Origin of the sequence: Streptomyces sp. NPDC002044 (assembly GCF_040296725.1) — a bacterium.
GTDB classification, from domain to species: Bacteria; Actinomycetota; Actinomycetes; order Streptomycetales; family Streptomycetaceae; genus Streptomyces; species Streptomyces antarcticus.
In genome coordinates this window covers 1-21,264 of the sequence record NZ_JBEOXU010000113.1, presented here as the reverse complement: position 1 = coordinate 21,264, position 21,264 = coordinate 1, and the positions used below count along the sequence as shown (strand labels likewise).

Annotated in this window: 19 protein-coding genes; 5 read left to right on the top strand and 14 right to left on the bottom strand. The window is 75.2% G+C overall.

What is annotated here, in order from left to right:
- On the bottom strand, positions 1-96 hold a 96-nt coding region (locus ABT106_RS23990; RefSeq protein WP_351280831.1), incomplete at its 3' end, for a YgjP-like metallopeptidase domain-containing protein.
- Between the two features lie 619 nt (positions 97-715).
- Here ABT106_RS23990 and ABT106_RS23985 point away from each other — a divergent pair.
- Positions 716-1,249 carry a DM13 domain-containing protein gene (locus ABT106_RS23985; protein ID WP_351280828.1) on the top strand — a complete coding sequence of 178 codons (534 nt, stop codon included), beginning with the start codon at positions 716-718 and terminating at the stop codon, positions 1,247-1,249.
- A 67-nt stretch (positions 1,250-1,316) separates the two neighbouring features.
- Here the strand turns inward: ABT106_RS23985 and ABT106_RS23980 are convergent, their stop codons facing one another.
- The gene (locus ABT106_RS23980) at positions 1,317-1,868 is read right to left on the bottom strand and encodes a TspO/MBR family protein (protein WP_351280826.1); all 552 of its coding nucleotides are present in this window, start codon (positions 1,866-1,868) and stop codon (positions 1,317-1,319) included.
- 278 nt (positions 1,869-2,146) lie between these two features.
- Here ABT106_RS23980 and ABT106_RS23975 point away from each other — a divergent pair, with 278 nt between their 5' ends.
- Positions 2,147-2,635: a flavin reductase family protein gene (locus ABT106_RS23975; protein ID WP_351280823.1), complete on the top strand. Its 489-nt coding sequence runs from the start codon at positions 2,147-2,149 to the stop codon at positions 2,633-2,635.
- A gap of 28 nt (positions 2,636-2,663) precedes the next feature.
- Here the strand turns inward: ABT106_RS23975 and ABT106_RS23970 are convergent, their stop codons facing one another.
- Positions 2,664-3,920: an FUSC family protein gene (locus tag ABT106_RS23970; RefSeq protein ID WP_351280821.1), complete on the bottom strand. Its 1,257-nt coding sequence runs from the start codon at positions 3,918-3,920 to the stop codon at positions 2,664-2,666.
- Between the two features lie 182 nt (positions 3,921-4,102).
- Here ABT106_RS23970 and ABT106_RS23965 point away from each other — a divergent pair, with 182 nt between their 5' ends.
- On the top strand, positions 4,103-5,356 hold the full coding sequence (locus tag ABT106_RS23965; protein ID WP_351280818.1) for an NAD(P)/FAD-dependent oxidoreductase: 1,254 nt from the start codon (positions 4,103-4,105) through the stop codon (positions 5,354-5,356).
- A 69-nt stretch (positions 5,357-5,425) separates the two neighbouring features.
- On the opposite strand, the gene ABT106_RS23960 is transcribed toward ABT106_RS23965, so the two are convergent.
- On the bottom strand, positions 5,426-6,733 hold the full coding sequence (locus ABT106_RS23960; RefSeq protein ID WP_351280816.1) for a glycosyltransferase: 1,308 nt from the start codon (positions 6,731-6,733) through the stop codon (positions 5,426-5,428).
- A gap of 334 nt (positions 6,734-7,067) precedes the next feature.
- Between ABT106_RS23960 and ABT106_RS23955 the strand changes: the two genes are divergently transcribed.
- Positions 7,068-9,104 (top strand): glycosyltransferase family 4 protein, encoded by a 2,037-nt coding sequence (locus tag ABT106_RS23955; RefSeq protein ID WP_351280814.1) that lies wholly within the window; start codon positions 7,068-7,070, stop codon positions 9,102-9,104.
- A 31-nt stretch (positions 9,105-9,135) separates the two neighbouring features.
- On the opposite strand, the gene ABT106_RS23950 is transcribed toward ABT106_RS23955, so the two are convergent.
- Positions 9,136-9,291, bottom strand: coding sequence for a DUF6131 family protein (locus ABT106_RS23950; RefSeq protein WP_351280811.1), 156 nt, complete (start codon positions 9,289-9,291; stop codon positions 9,136-9,138).
- A 223-nt stretch (positions 9,292-9,514) separates the two neighbouring features.
- Here ABT106_RS23950 and ABT106_RS23945 point away from each other — a divergent pair, with 223 nt between their 5' ends.
- A complete protein-coding gene (locus ABT106_RS23945; protein ID WP_351280809.1) occupies positions 9,515-9,694 on the top strand; it encodes a DUF6480 family protein in 180 nt (59 codons plus the stop codon).
- Between the two features lie 141 nt (positions 9,695-9,835).
- Here the strand turns inward: ABT106_RS23945 and ABT106_RS23940 are convergent, their stop codons facing one another.
- The 9 genes from ABT106_RS23940 to ABT106_RS23900 form a co-directional block, all read right to left on the bottom strand.
- Positions 9,836-10,576 (bottom strand): 4'-phosphopantetheinyl transferase family protein, encoded by a 741-nt coding sequence (locus tag ABT106_RS23940; RefSeq protein WP_351280806.1) that lies wholly within the window; start codon positions 10,574-10,576, stop codon positions 9,836-9,838.
- A gap of 10 nt (positions 10,577-10,586) precedes the next feature.
- Positions 10,587-11,876 carry an MFS transporter gene (locus ABT106_RS23935; protein WP_351280804.1) on the bottom strand — a complete coding sequence of 430 codons (1,290 nt, stop codon included), beginning with the start codon at positions 11,874-11,876 and terminating at the stop codon, positions 10,587-10,589.
- Positions 11,877-11,968: 92 nt separating this feature from the next.
- On the bottom strand, positions 11,969-12,208 hold the full coding sequence (locus tag ABT106_RS23930) for a hypothetical protein (protein WP_351280801.1): 240 nt from the start codon (positions 12,206-12,208) through the stop codon (positions 11,969-11,971).
- Positions 12,209-12,411: 203 nt separating this feature from the next.
- Positions 12,412-13,737 carry a glutamate synthase-related protein gene (locus ABT106_RS23925; RefSeq protein WP_351280798.1) on the bottom strand — a complete coding sequence of 442 codons (1,326 nt, stop codon included), beginning with the start codon at positions 13,735-13,737 and terminating at the stop codon, positions 12,412-12,414.
- On the bottom strand, positions 13,734-14,717 hold the full coding sequence (locus ABT106_RS23920) for an asparagine synthetase A (RefSeq protein ID WP_351280795.1): 984 nt from the start codon (positions 14,715-14,717) through the stop codon (positions 13,734-13,736). Before ABT106_RS23920 ends, ABT106_RS23925 begins: the two co-directional genes overlap by 4 nt.
- Before the next feature lie 77 nt (positions 14,718-14,794).
- Positions 14,795-16,216 (bottom strand): methylaspartate mutase, encoded by a 1,422-nt coding sequence (locus tag ABT106_RS23915; RefSeq protein WP_351280793.1) that lies wholly within the window; start codon positions 16,214-16,216, stop codon positions 14,795-14,797.
- Positions 16,213-16,644 carry a cobalamin B12-binding domain-containing protein gene (locus tag ABT106_RS23910; RefSeq protein WP_351280791.1) on the bottom strand — a complete coding sequence of 144 codons (432 nt, stop codon included), beginning with the start codon at positions 16,642-16,644 and terminating at the stop codon, positions 16,213-16,215. Before ABT106_RS23910 ends, ABT106_RS23915 begins: the two co-directional genes overlap by 4 nt.
- Positions 16,645-16,797: 153 nt before the next feature.
- The gene (locus ABT106_RS23905) at positions 16,798-17,004 is read right to left on the bottom strand and encodes an MbtH family protein (RefSeq protein ID WP_351280789.1); all 207 of its coding nucleotides are present in this window, start codon (positions 17,002-17,004) and stop codon (positions 16,798-16,800) included.
- Positions 17,001-21,264 (bottom strand): non-ribosomal peptide synthetase (locus tag ABT106_RS23900; RefSeq protein WP_351280786.1); only part of this gene is annotated, 4,264 nt, incomplete at its 5' end. The genes ABT106_RS23905 and ABT106_RS23900, both read right to left, overlap by 4 nt.

Sequence of the window (21,264 nt, the reverse complement as noted above, 5' to 3'; positions counted from 1 at the left end):
GAATCGCTTGCCGTGCGTGCGATAGCGCAGATGCAGCAGCTCGTGAACGATGACGAAATCCTGGAAGGCTCTGTCGGCTTCGGCACGGCGGGCCACGCCGCCGGGACGGAGTCCGGGCGGGCAGGGGCGACGAGGGGGGCGGACGCTGAGCGAGCGTCAGGAGGTGCGGTGGCGGCCGCGCGGCCGGCACCGCGCCCCGGGAGACACCGGGATCACGTCGTACCGGGACGGGGGAGCGAACGCGGCGGCGGTGCGGTGCGTGCACATGGTCCGGCTCCCCTTCCTCTTCACTCGGTCCGAGCGGTGCGCCGCCCTGTCGGCGGTGCGTGGGGCGAGTGTAGTGAGCGAAGTCCGCCCGGGGCACGGGGTTTTCCCGTGGGGCGGGACGGACCGAGGGCCCGGGGAGATCTCCCCGGGCCCTGGGCCGCATACACCGCGGGGGACGCGAGTGTGTATCTGCGACATGAAGAGAAACGATCCTTCGCGGTTCGGGTTACGCGGTGCGCCGGATGCCGCCGCTCCCGCGGCCGGATCGCGTACGGACCGCGTGCGGGCAAGGGGCGCCGTAAGGTTTCCGTCACCACCTGCGACCTGGCCCCCGGCGTCCCGGACCCGTTGAATACGGGGGACTGATTCTTTCGAGGAGGCAGCACCAGTGGCGGCACCAACGGCACCGACGGCACCAACGGCAGGAACGAAGCGGCGGCGCGGCAGGCTGTTCACGGGCGGGCTCGTCGCCGGGGCGCTGGTGGCGGGCGCGGCGCTGTACTGGTTCCAGCCCTGGAAGCTGTGGCAGGACACGACCGTCAACGAGGCCCTGCCCACCGCGCCCGCGGCCGCCTCCCCCTCCGCCGCCGCGTCCGGTGCCGCGGCCCCGACCGGCCCCGCCGCCCCGCCCGTGACGCTGGCCGGCGGGGCGTTCACCAGCCACGAGCACGCCACCACGGGCAAGGCCGCCCTCATCCGGCTGCCCGACGGCTCCCACACCCTGCGGCTGGAGGGACTCGCGACCAGCGACGGCCCTGACCTGCGGGTCTGGCTGACCGATGCCCCGGTCCTGGAGGGTGTCGCGGGCTGGCGCGTCTTCGACGACGGCGCGCACGTGAGCCTCGGCAAGCTGAAGGGCAACAAGGGCGACCAGAACTACGCGATCCCGGCCGACGTGAACCCCGCCGCCTACACCAGCGTCACGATCTGGTGCGACCGCTTCGACGTCTCCTTCGGCGCCGCCGCCCTCACCCGGGTCTGAACGCGGATTCCGGCCGCCCCGGTCCGCGCCGCAGGCGGACACGCGCATCGTGGTGCCCGCCGCCGCCCTACGTGTTCAGCTGCCACACGGCCGCGTTGAGGGCGGTGGCGAAGGCCACCCACAGCAGGTAGGGCAGGAACAGGAGTGCCGCCGCGCGGCTCAGCCGCTGGAAGCGGACCAGTGTGATGGTGACCGCCACCAGCAGCAGGACGATGTCCAGCAGGGCCAGACCGAACTGGCGGGCGCCGAAGAACAAGGGCGTCCACGCCAGGTTGAGGACGAGCTGTACGCCCCACCAGGCGAGTGCGTTCCGTGCGCGGGCGCGGTCCGGGTGGCGCCAGACGAGCCACGCCGCGACGGCGATCGCGGCGTACAGGACCGTCCACACCGGCCCGAAGACCCATCCGGGCGGAGCCCACGCCGGTCGTCGCAGCGACCCGTAGACGTCGCCCGCGTCGGCGGAGGCGACGGCGCCCAGGGCGGCGACGCAGAAGGTCACGGCGAGGAAGACGGCCAGGGCCGCCCAGCTCTTCGCCCCGCTCCGCCGCCCAGGCGTCGGCGAAGGCGCGGGGGACGGGCTCGGTGTCGGTGTCGGGTCCGGTGTCGCGGATGCTGCCACGGCTGACTCCTGGTGGTTTCGGCGTGCTCCGGCGGGGCTGGGCCCGCCCGGGTGTCGCCGGCCGGGCCGGCCTCACCCCTCTTCTTCCGTCCCGGCGTGCCCGTCGGATTCGCCACCGCCCGGGGAACCCGGCACGTCCGGGTCCACGGCCTCACCTCCGCTTCGAACGCCGCCGCCGGTGTGGCGGGGCAACGGCGGCGACCGGCCGCGCTGACGCACGCTTGACCGGAGTGACCGCGGGGCACCCGCCCCGTACGGACGCACCACGAGGAGCCGCTGTGACGGAGCTGGACGCCTTCACCGAAGTACTCGACGGCCCGGTGTACGTGGTCACGGCCGCCGCCGGGGGCCGGCGCGCGGGATGCCTCGTGGGGTTCGCCTCGCAGTGCTCGATCCACCCGCCGCGGTTCGTGGTCTGGCTGTCCACCGCGAACCACACCTACCGCGTCGCCCGAGGGGCCTCCCACCTCACCGTCCACCTGCTGCGACGGGACCAGGCGGCGCTGGCCGGGCTGTTCGGCGGCCTGACCGGAGACCGGGCCGACAAGTTCACCCGAACGCCCTGGCGTCCGGGGGCGGAGGGGAGCCCGGTCCTCACGGAGGCCGGCACCTGGTTCACCGGCCGGGTCGAAGGGCAGATCGAGGGCGGTGACCACGTGGGTTTCCTCCTGGCCCCCGTCAGCGGGGGGCCGCCCGCCGAGGGCCCGCCCCCGGCCCTGCTCCGGTACAGCGACGTCCGGGACGTGGAGCCGGGCCACGCGCCCTGAGCCGTCGGGGACGTTCCCCCGGGGGGCGTCACCGCGAGCCGCCGCCGGACTCGGAGCCGGAGCCGGACCGGGACCGGGCAAGGGTGCGGGCGCGCCGGGCGCGCCGGGCGAGGCGGTGCAGTCGGGGGTAGCGCTCGCGGCGCGCCCGCGCGTGCCGGTCCAGTTCCTCCATCAGCCGCTCGGAGCGCTTGTCCACGCTCAGCTCGTCCAGTACGCGGTCCGCCTCGGCGAGCAGGGCCCCGTACAGCTGCCACTGCCCGGGGTGGCGGTCCATCTCCTCCGGCAGCAGGGCGGCGAGGCGCGCGCGGCTGCGGCGGGCGGTGGCCAGTTCCTCGGAGAGCCGGGACTCGGCGGCCTCCGCGTTGGCGCTGACCTGGGCCGTGATGAGCTGGGCGAAGGACTCCACCGCGATCGCCGTGTGCCGGTACAGGTCGTTCAGGGCGAGCGCCACCTTCGGCGGGAACAGCGGCTCGTCGCCGCGGGCCCGGGCGAGGTCGGTGAGCGTACGGCAGGACACGCGCAGCACGACCGCGCAGATCTCGAGCGTGTCGAGCCCGGTGCGCAGCACCAGGCGGAAGAGGAGCCCCTCGCGGACGCGGGGGTTGAGCCGCAGGCTGTCCTCGGCCTGCCGCAGCGCCCCGTCGACCTCGGCGATGTCGTTGTCGAGCCGGCGGGCCTCGTGCAGCCGGGCGGCCGCCTTCTCGACCGTCACGGTGTCGCCCGATTCCTCGCCGATGTGCAGCAGCAGCGTGCGCATGCGCGCGGCCAGGTCGGTGATGGCCTCACTGGCGGGACCGACCCAGACCGGCGGGACGAACAGGGCGTTGAACGCGAGGCCGACCGCGGCGCCGATCAGCGTCTCCAGCACCCGGTCCCAGGCCGTGTCCGCGACCCGCGTCACGCCGAGGACCAGCATGGCGCTGATCGCCACCTCCGGCACGAACTCGCCCGCCTTGACGACCCGGCCGACGACGAGCGAGGCCAGGATGATCAGGCCGAGGCTCCACCACGTCAGTCCGACCAGAGCGCTGAACCCGATCGCGAGCAGCACCCCGGCGACGACCGCGTTCACGCGCCGGATGCCCGTCGTGAGGGTCGTGTACAAGGTCACCTGGACGACGAGCAGCGCGGTCAGGGGCGCCGTCAGCGGAGCCGGTTCGCTGCTGAGCCGCAGCGCGATGACGTACGAGACGACCGCGGCGGCGGTCGAGCGGACCGCCTGGACGACGGCCGGCTCCCGGTACCGGCGTACGAGGTGGAGCAGACGGGCAGTTGCATGTGTCATACGCCGTGCCTGCCCCGATCAGGCGAAACCATCACCCCGGGGTTCACCCGGTCCGCCCGCGCCCGGGGGCGCCACCGGGCCGCGGACCGGACCCGGAGTGCATCCTCCGGGGCGTCGGCGGCGGAATCCCTCCCGTATCCGGTACCCAGGAGGACGGGGACGGACGGAGAGCGGAGGACAGCGTGGACACGCGTCGGGCGAGTCGGAACGTACTGGTCGTCGGAGCGGGCCTGGCGGGACTGGCCTGCGCCCGCGACCTCGTGGCGGCCGGGCTGCCGGTACAGGTGCTGGAGGCCGGTGACGGCGTCGGCGGCCGGGTCCGCAGCGACCGGGTGCGGGGTTTCGTCATCGACCGCGGGTTCCAGGTCTTCAACACGTCCTATCCGCAGGTCAAGGCCCGGATGGACCTCCGGGCCCTGCGGCTGTCGCCGTTCACGCCCGGAGTGGTGACCCACCTGGGTGCCGGTCGGCTGCGGCGGCTCGTCGACCCCAGCCGGCGTCCGCGCGACGTAGGGAAGCTGCTCACGGGTGGTGTGTCCCCCCGGGACCTGGCCGCCCTCGGCGCACTGTCCGCGCGCGACCTGTGCGCCCCGGCGGCGCTGCTCCGCAGGGGCGGCCGGGAGCGTACGACGCTGGAGGTGCTGCGCGGGGCCGGGTTCTCGGACGCGTTCGTCGAGGAGTTCTTCCGGCCGTTCCTGTCCGGGGTGTTCCTGGAGGACGAACTCGAGACGTCGGGCCGGGTCTTCCACCTCGTCTGGCGCAGCATGCTGCGCGGGACGCTGTGCCTGCCCGCCGACGGCATCGGGGCGGTGCCCGGGCAACTGGCCGACGGGCTGCCCCCGGGCGCGGTCCGCCTGGAGACCGCCGTCACCGCGCTCACCGACGAGGGCGTCCTCACCGCGGAGCACGGCGAACTGGCGGCCGCGGCCGTCGTCGTGGCCACGGGGCCGGGGGTCGCCCGGCGGCTGCTGGACGGCGTCGAGCCGGCGCCGTACCGGACCGTGACGACCTATTACCACGAGGCGCCCGGCCTGCGCGGATACGGGCCGGACCTGGTGACGGACACGGCGCGCAGGTTCCTGAACACCTGCGTCCAGAGCGAGGTGTCGCCCGGCTACGCGCCCGCCGGCACCTCCCTGGTGGCCACCTCCGTGCTCGGACCCGGCTCGCCCGGTACCGGAACGGCGCTGCTCACCGTGCTCGCCGAGGTGTACGGGCGGGACACCGCGCACTGGGAGGAGGTGGCCGTGCGCACCGTCGAGGAGGCGCTGCCGGCCATGACCGGCCGGTGGCCGCTCTCGCGCCCCTCCCGGACCGGCCGCCGCCGGTACGTGTGCGGGGACCACCGTGCCACCGGTTCGGTGCAGGGCGCGCTCGCCTCCGGGGCCAGAGCGGCCCGCGAGGTGCTGGCGGACCTGGCCGGACCGGCGCGCTGACCGGCCCGGCCGGCCGACGCGTGCCGGATCAGGGCGGGGCGTGGCCGCGGGGCGGGCGCGCGGCCGTCGTCAGGCCATCAGCGTCACCAACTGCCGTGCGGCCCGCGCCGGGCCGAGCGAGCGGACCTGTCGGCTCAGGCCCGCGAGGGCCTGTCCCGGGGCGTCCAGCAGCGACGCCACGGCCCTGCCCACGTCGTCGGCGCGCAGCCCGTGCGGGTCCAGGCACAGCCCGGCGCCGGACCGCTCGGCGTCGTGGGCGATGGCGAACTGGTCGCTGGAGAACGGCAGCACCAGGGCCGGTACCCCGGCGGCCAGGCACTCCGTGAACGAGTTGTTGCCGCCGTGGTGGACCATGGCGTCCACCCGGGACAGCAGGGCCTGCTGGGGGACGGTCGCCGCGATGGCCGTACGCGGCCCCGCCAGGTGCGCGAGCGCGTCGGCCCGGTCGCCCGCGGCCAGGACGACCGACACGTCCGGCCGCGCCGCGAGGATGCCCCGGCACACCGTCTCCAGTACGTCCTCCCGGGCCGACAGGAAGGTGCCGAGCGCCACCAGCACCACGCGGCGGCCCGCCCGCCGCAGCCGGCGCAGCTCCGTCTCCCAGAACGGGCCCGGTCCGGCCGGGTCGGCCCGCGTGCAGTGCCCGCTGAACACGTACCGCGGGTCCCGCGCCGGTCCGGGCAGCCAGTCCAGCCGCGGATAGTTCAGGACCACGGCGTGCGGGGAACTCAGGGAGAACGCCCGGCCGGGCGCGGGCCGGTGCGGGGTGTGGCGCGCGGCGAACGCGGCGAACAGCGCGGTGAAGGCGATGTCGTTGGCCCGGGCCTCCCGGTGCAGCGCGAGGAGGTCCGCCGCGGCGGGCCGTACCGCCCGCGGCCAGGCGTACGGCACCCCGAACAGGGCGCCCGCGGAGTGCGTGAGGTAGCTGGGGTGTCCCGGGCAGAACGTCGCGTACGGCAGGCCGAGGCAGTGCAGCGCGAGCGTCACCGCGTAGCTCAGCTGGTCGACCACGTACCAGTCGGCGGGCCACCGGGCGTGCAGTGCGCGCAGCTCCGACAGGACGCGATCGGGTTCCGCCAGCATGTCGGCCCGGCGGTGCCGGGCCTGGGCGAGGAGCGCGGGAACGGCGCCCGCGCGGGTGGCGTCGAGGAACTCCTCCAGGCGTGCCGCCTCCTCGCGGCCCTGTTCCGTGCGCCGGGCGATGCCCGTGTTCGCGTTGCGGGTGACCGTCAGCGGGGTGAAGGCCACGCCCGCGGCCCCGGCCAGGGGCGCGAACGCCTCGGCGCAGGCGAAGCGCACCTCGGCGCCCGCGGCCCGCAGTTCGCCGGCCAGCACGGACAGGGGTTGCGCGTGGGACCGGAAGGGGGGTGCGATCACGTGGACGCGGGGGATGTGGGGCTCACTTCTGTCGGTCGGGACCGGGCGCGCGGCCCGGGGGACGCCGCGGACCCCGGGCGCGCGACGTTGGGCTTTCGGCGTGGGGTTCTCGGTTGCTCTTCCGCCGTACGGCCCGATGCGGAGGCGGTGCACGGCGAAGACGACAGGACGGTGACGACACCCCGGCTCCCGCCGGAACCCGCCGCCGTTCACGCCGCGGGCACGGGCCCCGGGGCCGGGGCCGTGCCCGGCGCCGGAGGGACGTCCGCATCCGAAGCCGCGGGACCGGCGGAAGGACGGGTGACCCTCCACCCGAGCGAGAGAGCAGGGCCCCGTGGACGCAGCCACCCCGCACGATCGGCCCGATCCCTTCGTCTCGGTCCGCCGCGCGTTCTGGGCGCCGCCCGGCGCCTCCCGGGGGCTCACGCTCCCGTCCGGGGCGCTGGCCCCCTTCCTGCGGGCCGAGTACCTCCCCTCCGCGCAGCGGGGCGCGCTCCGCGACCCCGTCGACCACCGGCTCGCCCGCCTGCGTCGCGCCCTGCGCCTGGGCCTGGCCACCGCCCCGGAGGAACTCCTCGCCGCCGCCCGGTACGGGGACGGGCGTACACGCGGCACGGTCGCCGAGGCGTGGCCGGGCTCCCTGCTCCGGTACGGAGCCGGCCGGGCCCGCCGCGCCCTGGGCGAGGAACTGCCGCGCTGTACGGACCCCCGGACCGCCGCGTTCCTGCTGGACCTGGCCACCGCGGGCCGGCTGCGGCCCCTGGACGCCACGCACTGGACGCGGCTGCGGCACCGGGAGCCCTTCGCCTCGCGCCCCGCCCGGCACGCCCTGTGGCGGCACTTCGCGGGGCACCCCCGCGGCCGCGGTCTGCTGCCCGCGCCGGAGACGGCCGCCGACCCGTACGAACGGCTCCTGCTCGCCGCCGCGTCGGGCGCGCGACTGCTCGACGCCCCGCTGATCCCCGCGGGCGGCGGGCTCCTGATCGTCCAGTCCATGCTCCTCGGCGCCATGGACAGCCCGGGCGAAGGGGCCAGCGGCGGTCTCGGGGTGCTGCTGGGGAGCCTGGGCGACGCGCTGGCGGGCACCGCCCCCGTCGACGGGGTGATCACCCTGGTGACCGCCGGGGGCCCGGCCCTGGACCGGGAGGCGGAACTCCTGCGCCCGCGCGGCCCCGGACACTGGACCCTGAGCCTGCCCGTCGACAGCGGCGGCGAGGGCACGACGGCGGGCGCCGCGGACGCCGCCGGCGCGGTCACGTGGTGGACGGGACGGCTCCTGGGCGAGCTGGAGCGCAGGCCGGACCTGGTGCACGTCCGGTACGCCGACGACGGCTCCCTCGCCGTCGCGGAAGCCGCCCGGCGGCTGGGGGCGCGCCTGGTCTTCACGGCCACCCCGGACCCGCACCGCCGGGTGAGCGAGCGTCACGCGGGCGACCGGGCCCGTACGGCGGCCGACCGGGAGGAACTGCGCCAGGACCTGCACCGCGTCTTCGCGGCCGACCGGCTCGTCGAGCGGGCCGACGAGGTCGTGGGGATCCCCGGCCCCGGCGGCACGGCCGAGCTGGTCCGTCACTTCCCGCAGCTGGCGGACGTACGGGACGGCAGGGGGCCCGCCGCACCGCCGGAGGGCATCACCGCCCACCGGCCCCTGCCCGACGAGCACCCGCGCGGCGAACGCCTGCTGGAGCGGCTCTTCAGCACCGGGGACCGGCCGGCGGCCCTGGACCCGGCGGCCCGGGGACTGCCGCTCCTGCTGACCGTCGGCCGACTGCACCCGCTCAAGCAGCAGCACGTGCTGGTCCGCGCCTGGATCGAATCCGGGCTCCACCTGCGCTCCGCGCTGGTCGTCGTCGGCGGATCGGCCCGCGCCGACACCGCGGACGCGGCGGAACGCGAGGTGCGCACCGCCATCGCGGGTCTGTGCGCGGCCCATCCCGAGGCCGCCGCACGCCTCGCCCTGGTCCCCGCCCTGCCCAACGCCGACGTGCGCTGCCTGGAACGCGCCCTGGCCCGCTCCGGACGCACCGGCCGGGCCCACTACATCTGCCCCAGCGCGAAGGAGGAGTTCGGCATCGCGGTCCTCGAGGCCATGGACGCGGGCCTGCCCGTCGCTGCGACGGGCCGCGGGGGCGTACCGCACTACCTCCGGGACACGGTCAACGGCCTGCTCCTGGACACGTCCTCGGCTTCGCGGCTGGCGCGGGGGGTGGAAAGGCTGCTCGCGCTGCCGGACGCCGCCGTCGCCGCGATGACGGAACGGGCCGCCGAGACCGTCCGGGGCGACTACTCCATCGAGGCGGCCGCCTCGGCCTTCGCCTCGGTCTACGCCGGGCTGGCCCGCGGGGCGGAACGCACGTGCCTCCCGGCCTGAGGCCGGGAGGCACGCGCGTGAGACCGGACGGCTACCAGTAGTGACGCCTCCCGCCGACCGCGTGACCGACGGACCCCATGATCCACAGGACGGCACCGATGACCACCAGGATGATGCCGAGGGTCCAGAGGATGGAGATGCCGAGGAGCCAGCCGATGATCAACAGGACGATTCCGAGTGCGATCATGTTTTTCTCCTATTCTCGCGATCGGCTTCTGCCCCGTCCCGGCGACGCCATGCCTGCCCGGGGCCGCCAGCCGGAATCGGGGCAGCGGCGCCGCCCGAACGGCCCTGTGGCCTTCACGCGCCCGGGCGAAGCGCTGCACGAACGCTGCGTGCGGCGCGCGCTCCCCGGGGGTTCTCATACTGGAAGGCGGGGGCATGCGACGCGGGGGGCACAGGAGGGCACCATGAGCGCACACCTGGTTCCGCCGGAGGAGACGCCCCCGGCGGAGGGCTCCATCGCCGAGGCCCACCCCGAGCGGCCCGACGGGGGCCTGTGGGAGCACCCCCGGTTCCTGCTGGCGCTCATCGTGCTCGGCGCCGTCCTCTTCGCCGGCTTCTTCGCGGCCCGCATCGCCGGATTCTGAGCTGACCCGACCGGGGTCACCGGCCGGAGCGGGTCGGGGGCGCGTCAGCGCACCGCGTCGCGCAGGCGGCCCAGGGCGCCCGTACACGTCGATACCCGGAGGACTCCGTTCCGACCGCCACACGACCGCAGCACGCCCGCATCATTCCGCGCCGCTCCCCGGCCGGCCGGACTTCGGGGTCCGCAGGGCGAGGGCCGCGCAGTGACCCTCCGGGACCAGGACATCGGACAGGGTCCAGCCGGGCAGCGGGGCCGGGACGGGGCCCGAGCCGACGTAGTCCGCGGCGGGGTTCTCCGACAGACCGACCCCCAGGCCCTTGAGGTATGCCTCCTTGCGGGTCCACACCCGGGTGAAGGCGGGCGAGCGCTCCCCGGCCGGGAGGACCGCCAGTTCGGCGGCCTCCCGCGGGTGCAGTACGTCCGACAGCTCCGGAATCGTGCGCGAGGCCACCAGTTCCTCCACGTCCACCCCGACCGGGGCGTCCGCGAACGCCAGCAGGCTGATCCCGGCGCAGTGCGAGAGCGAGAAGTGCAGCGCGCCGCCCGGGAGTACGGGCCGCCCGTGCGGCTCGTCGCAGTGGGCGCAGGGGGCCCGCTCGACGGTGACCTCGCGCGGGGCGAGGCCCAGGTACGCGCCGAGCAGCCGCCGCAGCGCGACGTGCGCGCAGACGTACGAGTCGCGGTCGGCCGCCCGTACGAACTCGGCGGCGCGCGCCAGCTCCTGCGCGTCCAGCGTGCCCGGGGCGTGCCGGGCGGCGTGCACCCGATAGCCGGTGGTGTCCACGAGCCACAGCTGCGGGCTCGCGGCCACCAGGACGGCCCGGGCCGGTCCCGGGTCCGACAGCCTTTCCGGCAGCAGGAGTTGCCGTGTGACCAGTGCCATCGGGTCCTCCTCAGACGGCCGCGGGGACGGGGAGCTGCTCCACCGGCGCCGGCTCCTCGGCCCGCGCGGGGTGGCGCAGGGCAATGACCGCCGCCAGCGGCGAGACGAAGGCGATGGCACCGCACAGCAGCCAGGTGGTCTGGACACCCAGGACCAGGGAGAGCGAGCTGAACACGGCGATGGAGATGGGGGCGGTGCCGATGCCGGCCAGGGAGAGGGTCGACATCGCCGCGCCCATCCGGTCCTCGGGGGCGGACTGCTGGTACAGGGTGACGATGGCGGGCCCGTTGAGCCCGGACAGCAGACCGACCCCGGCGGCGACGGCGGTGAGGGAGGTCACGGACGGCATCAGGGCCATCACCAGGATGCCCGCGGCGAGGCCGACCCCGGTGACGACGAGGCGTACGAACATGGGGATGCGGTGCGCCATCGCGGCGCCGACGGCACTGGAGCCGAGGGCGCCCACGCTGAACGCGGCCAGCACGATGCCGACGGCGCCCACGCCCCAGCCGCGTTCGGAGACCAGCAGCGGCAGCGCCACCTCGGCCGGCCAGCTGAAGGCCAGGTCCAGGCAGAGGGCGGCGATGAACATCCAGCGCAGCCGGGGGTTGCGGGCCAGCAGACGGAACCCGTCGCCCGACCGCTTGACCAGGGAGACGCCGGGCTCCGGCTTCGGGCGGACGAAGCCGTGGGTGACGTGCAGCAGGCAGCCGAGCCAGATCGCGCCGGTGACGGCGCCGGCCACCATGGCCAGCCACAGTTCGCCGACGGTGATCAGGAAGGCTCCGGCCGGGGCGCCGAGGATGGGGGCGACGCGCAGGACCATGGCGTAGAGGGAGTTCGCGCGGGCCAGCTGGTCGCCGCGGGCGAACATCGGCAGCAGGACGCCCGAGGCGGGTCCGGCCAGCCCGAGGAGCACGCCCTCGATCAGGGCGATCACCACCAGCGGCCACAGTTGCTGCGTACCGGCGGTGACGACGGCTCCGACGGCGAGCAGGACGACGCGGGCGGCCGTGGTCCGCAGGAGGACGAAGCGCGGCCCGAGGGTGTCGGCCACCGCCCCCCCGAAGATCAGCATGAGGGCGCGGGGCACGGTCGCCGCGAGCATCAGCAGGGTGACCGCGCGGGTGCCGCCGAGTTCGACGGCGGTCCAGTTCATGGCGATGAGCAGGGCGAAGCTGCCGAGCTGGACGGCGGCCTGGCCGCCGACGAGGGAGCCGACCCGGCCCCACTGGACCGGCGCCGATGCCTGCGGCCGCGGGGCCTGCGGTTGTTCGGCCTGCTGTGCGGGGGTGTCCATGGTGCACCTGTTCTCTGCGAGGGGTGAAGGACGGAGGGGTGAGGAGGCGAGGCGAGGGGTGAGGAGTGAGGAGTGAGTAGGCGGGGGGTGGTTCAGCCGCGGTGGGGGCCGGCCAGGGCGGCGGCGACGGCCCGGCGGGCGGCGCGCGCCAGGTCCGAGCTCCGGGGTGCGGAGCCGGTGGTGCGCAGTTCCAGACGGCCGCCGAGGTGGCCGAGGCCGGCCGAGCCGAGGGCGCGGTACGCGGCCGTGGCCGCCACGTCGGCGGAGCCGGCTCCGGGAACGGGGCCCACGGTGACCCCCGGGACCTCCGAGAGCCGGAACCGTCCGCGCACGCAGGCAACGCGCCCCCGGCGCCCGCCCGGCCCGCGCCGACCGACCCGGAGCCCGACCCGGCGCCCGGTACCGCGCCGGGCGGCCCACGGCCCGCCCGGCCCGCCCGGAACGGCCGACGGGGCTCCGCCCGCCCCCGGGCCGGGCCGTCCCGCGGCGGGCCGCCGGGTGAGGGCGTGGCCGCCGCGGGCGGGGCGGGGGGCGTTCATGCCGGGTTCCCGAGGGGGACCGCCGGGGGTGTGGCGTGGACCGGTGCGTCCGGGGACCACAGGTCCTCGGGGCCGAGGTCGGCGACGCGGTACTTCCCGACCGCGCTGACCAGCAGGCGCAGTTCCAGCGCCAGGGCCTCCGCCAGCCGGACCAGGCCCGCCTCGCCGTCCTCGTCCACCGCCAGCAGCGCCGCCCGGCCCAGGCCCACCGCCGTCGCGCCGAGCGCGAGCGCCCGTACCGCGCGGCCGCCCTCCCAGATCCGCCCGGTCGCGAGGAGGTCGCCGCCCGGCCGGCCGATCCGGCGCAGGCACTCCCCGAGCGGCAGTCCGACCTGGTCCAGGAACACCTTCGGCGCCCAGCCGGTGCCGCCCTCGGCGCCGTCCACGGTGACCGCGTCGGCGCCCGCCGCCCACGCGGTCGCGGCGGCCCGCGCGATGTCCCGGCCCGGGTGGAACTTCACCCAGGTGCGGGCCAGCGGGAAGTTGTTCCGCATGAACCGGAGCTGCTGGCGGACGATCTCCTCGGTGAAGGTGCCCGGCGTCGCGCAGCGCAACCGCCGGCCCGCCCCGTCGCCCAGCAGGTCCCGTACGGCGAACCGCCCGGCCAGGCGGTCCGCTTCGGCCGAGCCCACCACCGTCATCCCGCCGAGCCCGGGCTTGGCGCCCTGGCCGACCTTCAGCTCGAAGCCGAGCCGGCCCGAGTCCCGCAGTGCCCGGGTCCCCGGGTCGCTGTAGAGGAGGTTCCACACCTCGGAGTCGGCGTCCTCGGTGGACTGCTGGACCACGACGCCGCCGGTCCCGTCCGGCGCGGCCTCCGCGTACGCCGCCACGCGCTCCAGCAGTGCCGAGCGGGAGGCCCCGTCCGCGCCGCCCCGGGCGTACCCGTGCACCGGCACCATGTTCTCGCCGATCACCATCGGGATGCCGAGCCTGGCCGCCTGACGGCCGGCCGCCACCCCGAGGTCCCCGCTGCCGGCCCGGGTCGACCCGAACGCCGAGAGGTACAGCGGGAGCCGGGCCGCGAAGCCGCCGACCGAGGTGTGCAGGTCCACGTCCTCGTACGAGGGCTCGCGGCCCAGGTCGATCAGCTTCTCCAGCCGCCGCGGCATGAAGACCGGCGGCGCGATCCGCAACGCGTCCAGCGCGTCGGGTGCGTCCAGCGCGTCGGGCGCGTCCGCGCCACCGGCCGGTCCCCGCCCGCCGCCCGCCCCGAACAGCTCCGCCCCGTAGGCGTCCGCCGCCGGGAACACCTCGGCCGTGCCCGCCCGGGCCCGGGCCCGTACCGCCCGCTCCGGGAAGCCCGGCGCACCCAGCCCGCTCACGGCGCGATCACCCCCGGCAGCTTCGGGTAGGCGCTGACCTGCCAGAGCGCGTCCAGCCCGGTCAGGAACCGGACGAGGCGCTGCAGGCCCATCCCGAAGCCGGCGCTGGGCTCGATGCCCTCGCGGGCCATCTCCAAATACCAGGCGTACTTCGCCGGGTTCTCCCCGCTCTCCCGCATCCGGGTCACGATCGTGGCGTAGCCGGACTCGCGCTCGCTGCCGCTGACCAGCTCGCCGAAGCCGCCGTGCGCGATCAGGTCGAAGTTGCGCAGCACACCGGGGCGTTGCGGGTCCTCGCGGTCGTAGAAGCCGCGCGATCCCTTGGGGTAGTCGTTGATGAAGAACGGCCGGTCGGCCTCCAGGGAGAGGACCTTCTCGCCCGCCCAGTCGATCTCCGCGTCCGGGCTCTGCGGATGGCCCTGCCCGACGAGCCGCGCCACCGCCTCCTCGTGCGTGCAGGAGTCGAACTTCCCCGACCGCAGCTCCGCGAAGTCCAGTTCGTCGCGGCCCAGTTCGCGCAGTACCTCGGGCACGGCCGTCCACACGTGGTCCACCACGCTGGTCAGCAGACCGGCCGCCAGCTCCTGGACGTCGGCGCGGCTGCCGCCGGCCAGCTCCACGTCGATCTGGTGGAACTCCACCAGGTGCCGGCCGGTCGCCGCGGTCTCCGGCGGCTCCACCCGGACGTTCGGGGCGATGTAGAAGAGCCGCGGAAAGCCCTGCAACGACGCCTGCTTGTAGAGGATGGCGCTCGTCATCAGCTTGTACGGCTGCCCGTAGTAGTCGACGTCCAGCGCCTTGGCGCCGCGTCCGCCCGGGTCGGTGACCGGGCCCACCAGCGGCGGCAGCAGCTCCACGAAGCCCTCGCCGCGCAGGAACCGCCGCGCGGCGTGGAGGGCTTCCTGCTGGACGAGCATCGCGGACCGCAGCTGCGGCGAGCGCAGGTGGGCGGCCAGCGGGGGAGGGGTCGGGAGGTCCATGTCGGCTCCTGTTCGTCTGGGGATCGGTCGAGTTCGGTCGGGCAGGGAGCGGCCCGGTGGCAGGTGCGCGGAGCCGTTCACGCCGGACCGCGCGCGCCGGCGGATCCGGCGGCAGCGCCGGCGGGCTCGGCTTCGGTTCTGGTATCGGTTCCGGTTTCGGTTTCGGTACGGGACGCGGTGTCGGCCCCGTCGTCGTAGCGCCGGGCCACCCGGCCCAGGGCGGCCAGCAGCCCGTCCGAGGTCATCGACCGCACGGGCGCCAGCGTCCGCCCGCCCGGGGGCGCGTACGGGGCCACCGGCATCGCCCCGGTCTGCGACCACCGCAGCCGCCCGGCCGCGTCGACGAAGCTGCGCGAGCGCCCCGCGTTGTCCGGGTGCAGGCAGTACGGGACGTCCAGCACGCCCCGGGCGAACGCGGTCCGCAGGGCCCGGCCGAGGTCCTCGCCCAGCTCCAGCACGGCTTCCACGAAGGCCCGCGCCTCGCGGTACACCTCACTGTCCGCCGGCCGCGCCGGTTCCCGCGCCGGGGCCGTGAGCGCCGCGGTGGCCGCGGCTGTTTCCAGCGCCCGTACGTTCTCCAGCACCGTCGGGATCCGGTGGGCCTCGGCCGCGGTCTTCACGATCAGCCGCTGCGCCCCGGCCGACACGGCGAGCCGCGCCGAGCCCTCCAGCAGCCGGGTGGCCCCGCGCTCGGTGTGCGGGAAGACCCCCATGTAGGTGTAGAGCACGACGTGCCGGTCCACGTCCGGCGGCAGGAACTCGCCGGCCAGCCGGCGCAGCGCCCGTACGGCCTCCGCGTCCTGCGCGGGATCGGTCTGCTGGGCGTAGCTGAGGGACACGCTGCGGATGCCGTGCCGGACGAAGAACATCCCCTCCAGCAGGCTGATCGCCACCAGCAGCCCGGGCGGGCAGAGCTGGCCGAGCATGCAGCCGCCGAAGCTCTCCAGGTGCGGGACGCGCGCCGCGGGCACCAGGGTGGCCAGCAGCTCGCAGCAGCGCGCCCAGTTGTCCACGGACTCGGCGAGCGGGGTCCGCCCGTAGGGCAGGCAGTACGAGACCGGTCCGCCCTCGGTGGCGTCCAGCCCGGCGGCGGCCAGCGCCCGGACGATCGCCTCGGGCCGGGAGGACCCGTGCCGCACCTGGACGGGGAACCCGGCGTCCAGCACGCCCGCCAGCAGACCACGGGTCAGTTCTGCGGAGTGGGTGGCGATCGGATAGCCGTTGAGCGGGGTGCCCTCGGCGAGGGCGGCGCGCGCGGCGGCGTGGTCCCCGACGCGGGTGTAGCTGTCGATGGTCAGGGTGCCGACGGTGGTGGCCACGGCGGACTTCGTGCGCTCCAGCCCCGCCCGCATCCGGCGCGGATCGCCGAAGCCCATGCGGGGCTGTACGACGAGCTGCCCGGAAGCGGCGGCGGCGGCGACGAACGCGCCGAACGACGGGAAGGGCGGTGGTACGGGCAGGGGGGCCACGTTCGGTGCGGCGAGCGTGGCGGCGGTCATGCGACGGCCCGGGCGGCGGCAGCGGCGTCGAGCGAGGTGAGGAAGGTCCGCAGCGCGTTGACGTCGCCGTCGTCGAAGACGGCGTCGCAGCCGGCGTCGAGGAGGCGACGGCGCTGCTCGGGGTCGGCCGTGCCGGCCACGCCGAGCTTGCCGCCGATGACGACGGGGAGGGTGAAGCCGGCCCCGCGCAGCGCGCGCACGGCACTGAGACCGTCCCGGTAGCCGTGCCCGTTCACACTGCTGATGACCACGAGACCGGGCTTCCCGGCCGCGCAGGCGCCGGTGAGCAGCTCGTCCGTGACACAGGGACCCAGATTGCGGACCGGGTGCCCGAGCTCCTCCAGGAGCAGCTGAAGATAGACGAGATTCCAGGTGTGGGAATCCGAGGCCGTACCCGTCAGCAAGATGTTCACATTCCTTCTTCGCATACGGATCAATATAGAAAGCCGCGCACCCGGCAAGGGGCAGTCGGACCGGCAGGATGGCGGAATGAGGAAGGGAGTCGATCCGGGCCTTCCGGGAATGCGGAAGAGCCGCGCCCCGCACTGCGGGGCACGGCTCTCACGGTGGAAGCGGAACGGTCAGGCGTATTGGCTCACCAGGCTCTTCGGGCGGATGTCCGTCCAGTTCAGCTCCACGAAGGCGAGGGCGTCCGCGCGCGTTCCCACACCCCAGACCGTGTCCCAGCCTGCGGGGACCTCGGCGAAGTCGGGCCACAGGGCGTGCTGCCCCTCGGCGTTGACCACGACGCGGAACGTGCCCTCGGTGTCGTCGAAAGGATTGGTCATGACAGGCTCCTCAATTTATCGGAAAGAATACGGCCGATTCGGGAAAGCGGTTCGGGTTCGCCCATTCTGGTGTGCGGGACCCCGATGAGGTGATTCTCCACGCGGCCTTCCACATAGGGAATCCAGTGCTGCGCGAGGATGTTCTCCGTTTCCCCGTCCTCCAGTGCCGCCAGGAAAAGCATGTCGGTGGCGACCGGACGCGGGGAGTAGAGGTTCATGATTTCGGCGTGGTTGATGGAGGCGCCGATCACGGAGCGGATCTCGGCGTCCGAGAACGCCCCGAGCACCGGGTCCTTCAGCCGTACCAGGCCGATCAGCGCGTCCACGTCGAACGGCGCGTCGGCCGGCCCGTCCGCGGCGTCGCCGACCAGCATGTCCCGCTTCTGCGCCGGGGTCATCCGGCGCCGCACCGGCTCGGCGGGCAGCAGGTGCACGTCCATCATGGCCAGCAGGTCGGTGCGTTCCCCCAGCTCCGCCAGCCGTACGGCCAGCGCGTGGGCGACCGTGCCGCCGAAGGACCAGCCCAGGAAGCGGTACGGGCCGTGCGGCTGGACCTCGCGGATCAGCGGCAGGTAGTCCGCGACCATCTCCTCGACCGACCCGGGGGAGTGGCCCAGCTCGCTCAGCGCCCGGGCCTGGATCGCGTACAGCGGCTGGTCCGGCCCCAGGTGCTGGGCCAGGCCGGCGTACGGCCAGCCCACGCCCGTTCCGGGGTGCACGCAGAACAGCGGTGGCCGCGATCCGCGGGTGCTCAGCGGCAGCAGCACCCCCATCGGGTCGAAGCCGGTCGGCTCGTCGCCCAGCAGCCCCGCCACCGTCGGGGTGCGGAACAGGTCGCGGACCCCGCGCTCCAGGCCCAGTACGGTCCGCATCCGGCTGACCAGGCGCACCCCGAGCAGCGAATGCCCGCCCAGGCCGAAGAAGTTGTCGTCGATGCCGACCCCTTCCACGCCCAGGACCTCCGCGAACAGCCCGCACAGGACCTCCTCACGCGGAGTGCGCGGGGGCCGGCCCGAGGGGCGTACGGCGACGGCGGGCGCCGGCAGGGCCTTGCGGTCCGGTTTGCCGTTCACCGTCAGCGGGATCGTGTCCAGCAGCACCGCCGCCGACGGCACCATGTGCTCGGGCAGTTCGCCCACCGCCCAGCGCAGCAGCTCCTCGCCGGTCAGGCCGTGGCCGGCGCGCGGTACGGCGTACGCGACGAGCCGCTTGCCGCCCGGGCCGTCCTCGAAGACGACCACCGCGACCTGCCCGACGCCCGGATGGCGGGCGAGGGTCTCCTCGATCTCCCCGGGCTCGATCCGGAAGCCGCGCAGCTTGATCTGGCCGTCGGCCCGCCCGATGAAGCGCAGTTCGCCCTCCGGCGTCCAGTGCACCAGGTCGCCGGTGCGGTACATCCGGCCGCCGTCCGCGCCGAACGGGTCGGCGACGAACCGCTCGGCGGTCAGCCCCGGCCGGCCGAGGTAGCCGCGCGCCACCTGCGTCCCCGCGATGTACATCTCGCCGGCCACTCCGATCGGCACCGGCCGCAGCCGCGCGTCCAGGACGTGGACCCGGGTGTTGTCCAGCGCCGCGCCCAGGTAGACGCCGGGGAGGGTGCGCTGCCCCACGGGGATGCGCTGCTGGTGGGAGGCGAACGTGGTCTCGGTGGGCCCGTAGGAGTGCACGAGGACCGTGTCGGGGCAGTGGTCCAGGACCCGTTGGAGGGCGCTGGGGGAGGCGACGTCACCGCCGGTCCACACCTCGTCGAGGAGTTTGAGGGTGTCCAGGCCCTCGTCGGCCATGATGTGGAACAGGCCCATGGTGAAGTAGGCGGCGCTGACGTCGTAGGTGCGGATGGTGTGGTCCAGCTCGGCGACGTCGGTCCCGTCGCCCGGGGCGATGACCAACTGGCCGCCGTTCAGCAGCGGAACCCACAGCTCGTACGTCGAGGCGTCGAAACCGATCGCCGAATGGACCAGCATCCGGCGGTGGTTGGCCCGGCTCCAGCAGCGGTCCGTGACCAGCTCCACCACGTTGCGGTGGGTGACGCCCACCCCCTTGGGCCGGCCGGTGGAGCCGGAGGTGAACATCACGTACGTCAGGGCGTCCTCGCCGACGGCGATACCCGGATCCGAGGGGTCGGGCCGCGCCCCGCCCGTCTCCGGCGCGTCCACGGCCAGCACCCGGACCCCGGACGCCTCCTCCCGGCGCACCGCCTCCTTGCCGAGGTGCGCCCCTGTCGTCAGCAGGACCTCGGCCGCCACGTCCTCCATGATCATGCGGACCCGGGTGTCGGGCAGCCGCGGATCCAGCGGCACGTAGGCGGCCCCGCACTTGAGCACCGCGAGCACGGACACCAGCAGGTGCGGGGTCCGGTCCATCAGGACGCCGACCGCCGCGTCCCGGCCCACGCCCACCGCGAGCAGCCGGTGGGCGAGGGCGTTGGCCCGGGCGTCCAGCGCCGCGTAGGTGAGCGTCTCCTCCTCGTACGACACGGCGGTCCGGTCCGGGGTGCGGCGGGCCTGCGCGGCGAACCGCTCGTGCACCAGCCCGCACCCGGCCCGCGGGGTCGCCGTGTCGTTGTACTCGCTCACCAGGCGGAACTCCTCCTCCGCGGAGAGGAGCCGGATGTCCCCGATGCGCTGCCCGGGGTCCTCGGCCACCGCCCGCAGCGTCCGCGCCAGGTGCGCGGCCAGCTGGGCCGCGGTCGCCGCGTCGTAGAGGTCCGTCGCGTACTCCAGTACGCCGGCCAGCCCGGCCGGGGCCCCGTCGGCGGTCCGCGACTCGCGCAGGGACACGGTCAGGTCGAACTTGGTGAACCCCGACGCCGACCCGAGCGGGGTTCCGGCCAGGGCCGACCCCGGCGGGGTCCGCGGCTCGGCCGGGTGCACCTGGACCACGGCCTGGACCAGCGGGTGGTGGGCGGTGGAGCGCACCGGGTTCAGCTGCTCCACGACCAGGTCGAAGGGGAGGTCCTGGTGGGCGTACGCGGCGAGGTCACTCTCCCGCACCCGCAGCAGGAGCTCGTCGAACCCGGGGTCCCCGGACGTGTCGCAGCGCAGGGCCAGGGTGTTGACGAAGAAGCCGACCAGGTCGTCCAGGGCCTCGTCGTCCCGCCCGGCGATCACCGTGCCCAGCGGCAGGTCGGTACCCGCGCCGTGCCGGGTCAGGGTGGCCGCGAAGGCCGCCTGAACCACCATGAACAGGGTCGCGCCGTGCTCCAGGGCCAGGCGTTCCAGCCGGGCGTGCGTGGCGGCGTCCAGGTCCAGCGGGGTCGCGGCGCCCCGGTGCGAGGCTTCGGCGGGCCGGGTACGGGCGGCGGTCGGCGCCAGCACCGGGGGCGCGTCGGCCAGCGTCCGCTTCCAGAAGGCGGTGTGTCCGGCGGCGGCCTCGCCGTCGAGGGAAGCCCGTTCCCACAGGGTGTAGTCGGTGTACTGCACGGGCAGTGGCCGCCAGTGGGGAGCACGGCCGCTCAGCCGGGCCTCGTAGGCGGCCGACAGGTCGGCCAGCAGCGGACCCGTGGACCAGCCGTCGGCGGCGATGTGGTGCACGAGCAGCACCAGCACCTGGCCGCCGACCCCGGCCGGGGCAGCGGGCCCCGCGGGGTCCGCCACGTCGATCAGCGCGGCCCGCAACGGCAGGTCCGACGCGAGGTCGAAGACGTGCCCGGCCGCCGCGTCGAGGGCCGCGTCGAGCCCCTCCGGCGGGACGGCGACCAGGTCCAGCAGCGGCCGCGCCGCGTCCAGCACCCGCTGGTGCGGCTGCCCGTCCACCGCCGGGTACACCGTCCGCAGCACCTCGTGCCGACCGGCCACGTCGGCGAGGGCGTCGGCCAGCACCGCCGGGTCCAGCGGGTGGTCCAGGCGCAGCGCGAAGGGAATGGTGTAGGAACTGCTCGGCCCCTCCAGCTGGTCGACGAACCACAGCCGTCGCTGCGCGTACGACAGCGGCACCGGATCCGGCCGCTCCGACGGCGGGACCGGCACCAGCGCGGCCCGCCCGGAACCGGCACCCTCCCGCGTCAGCCGTACGGCCAGTCCGGCCGGTGTCGGGGCGAGGAACAGGTCGCGGATGCGCGCCTCCAGGCCGAGCACGGCCCGGATCCGGTTCACCAGCCGCACGCCCATCATGGAGTGCCCGCCGACCGAGAAGAAGTTGTCGTCCGGTCCCACCCGGTCGATGCCGATGACCTCGGCGAACAGGGTGCGCAGGACGTCCTCTGCGGGGGTGCGCGGGGCGGTCGGCGCGGCCGCGGCCGCCTCGGCCGCCGCCTCGCGG

Bases quoted from the DNA above. Each gene is read 5' to 3' on its own strand.
- ABT106_RS23970 (WP_351280821.1), bottom strand. From the start codon at position 3,920: ATGACACATGCAACTGCCCGTCTGCTCCACCTCGTACGCCGGTACCGG.
- ABT106_RS23905 (WP_351280789.1), bottom strand. From the start codon at position 17,004: ATGACCAATCCTTTCGACGACACCGAGGGCACGTTCCGCGTCGTGGTC.
- ABT106_RS23910 (WP_351280791.1), bottom strand. From the start codon at position 16,644: ATGCGAAGAAGGAATGTGAACATCTTGCTGACGGGTACGGCCTCGGAT.
- ABT106_RS23945 (WP_351280809.1), top strand. From the start codon at position 9,515: ATGAGCGCACACCTGGTTCCGCCGGAGGAGACGCCCCCGGCGGAGGGC.
- ABT106_RS23915 (WP_351280793.1), bottom strand. From the start codon at position 16,216: ATGACCGCCGCCACGCTCGCCGCACCGAACGTGGCCCCCCTGCCCGTA.
- ABT106_RS23940 (WP_351280806.1), bottom strand. From the start codon at position 10,576: ATGGCACTGGTCACACGGCAACTCCTGCTGCCGGAAAGGCTGTCGGAC.
- ABT106_RS23920 (WP_351280795.1), bottom strand. From the start codon at position 14,717: ATGGACCTCCCGACCCCTCCCCCGCTGGCCGCCCACCTGCGCTCGCCG.
- ABT106_RS23935 (WP_351280804.1), bottom strand. From the start codon at position 11,876: ATGGACACCCCCGCACAGCAGGCCGAACAACCGCAGGCCCCGCGGCCG.
- ABT106_RS23950 (WP_351280811.1), bottom strand. From the start codon at position 9,291: ATGATCGCACTCGGAATCGTCCTGTTGATCATCGGCTGGCTCCTCGGC.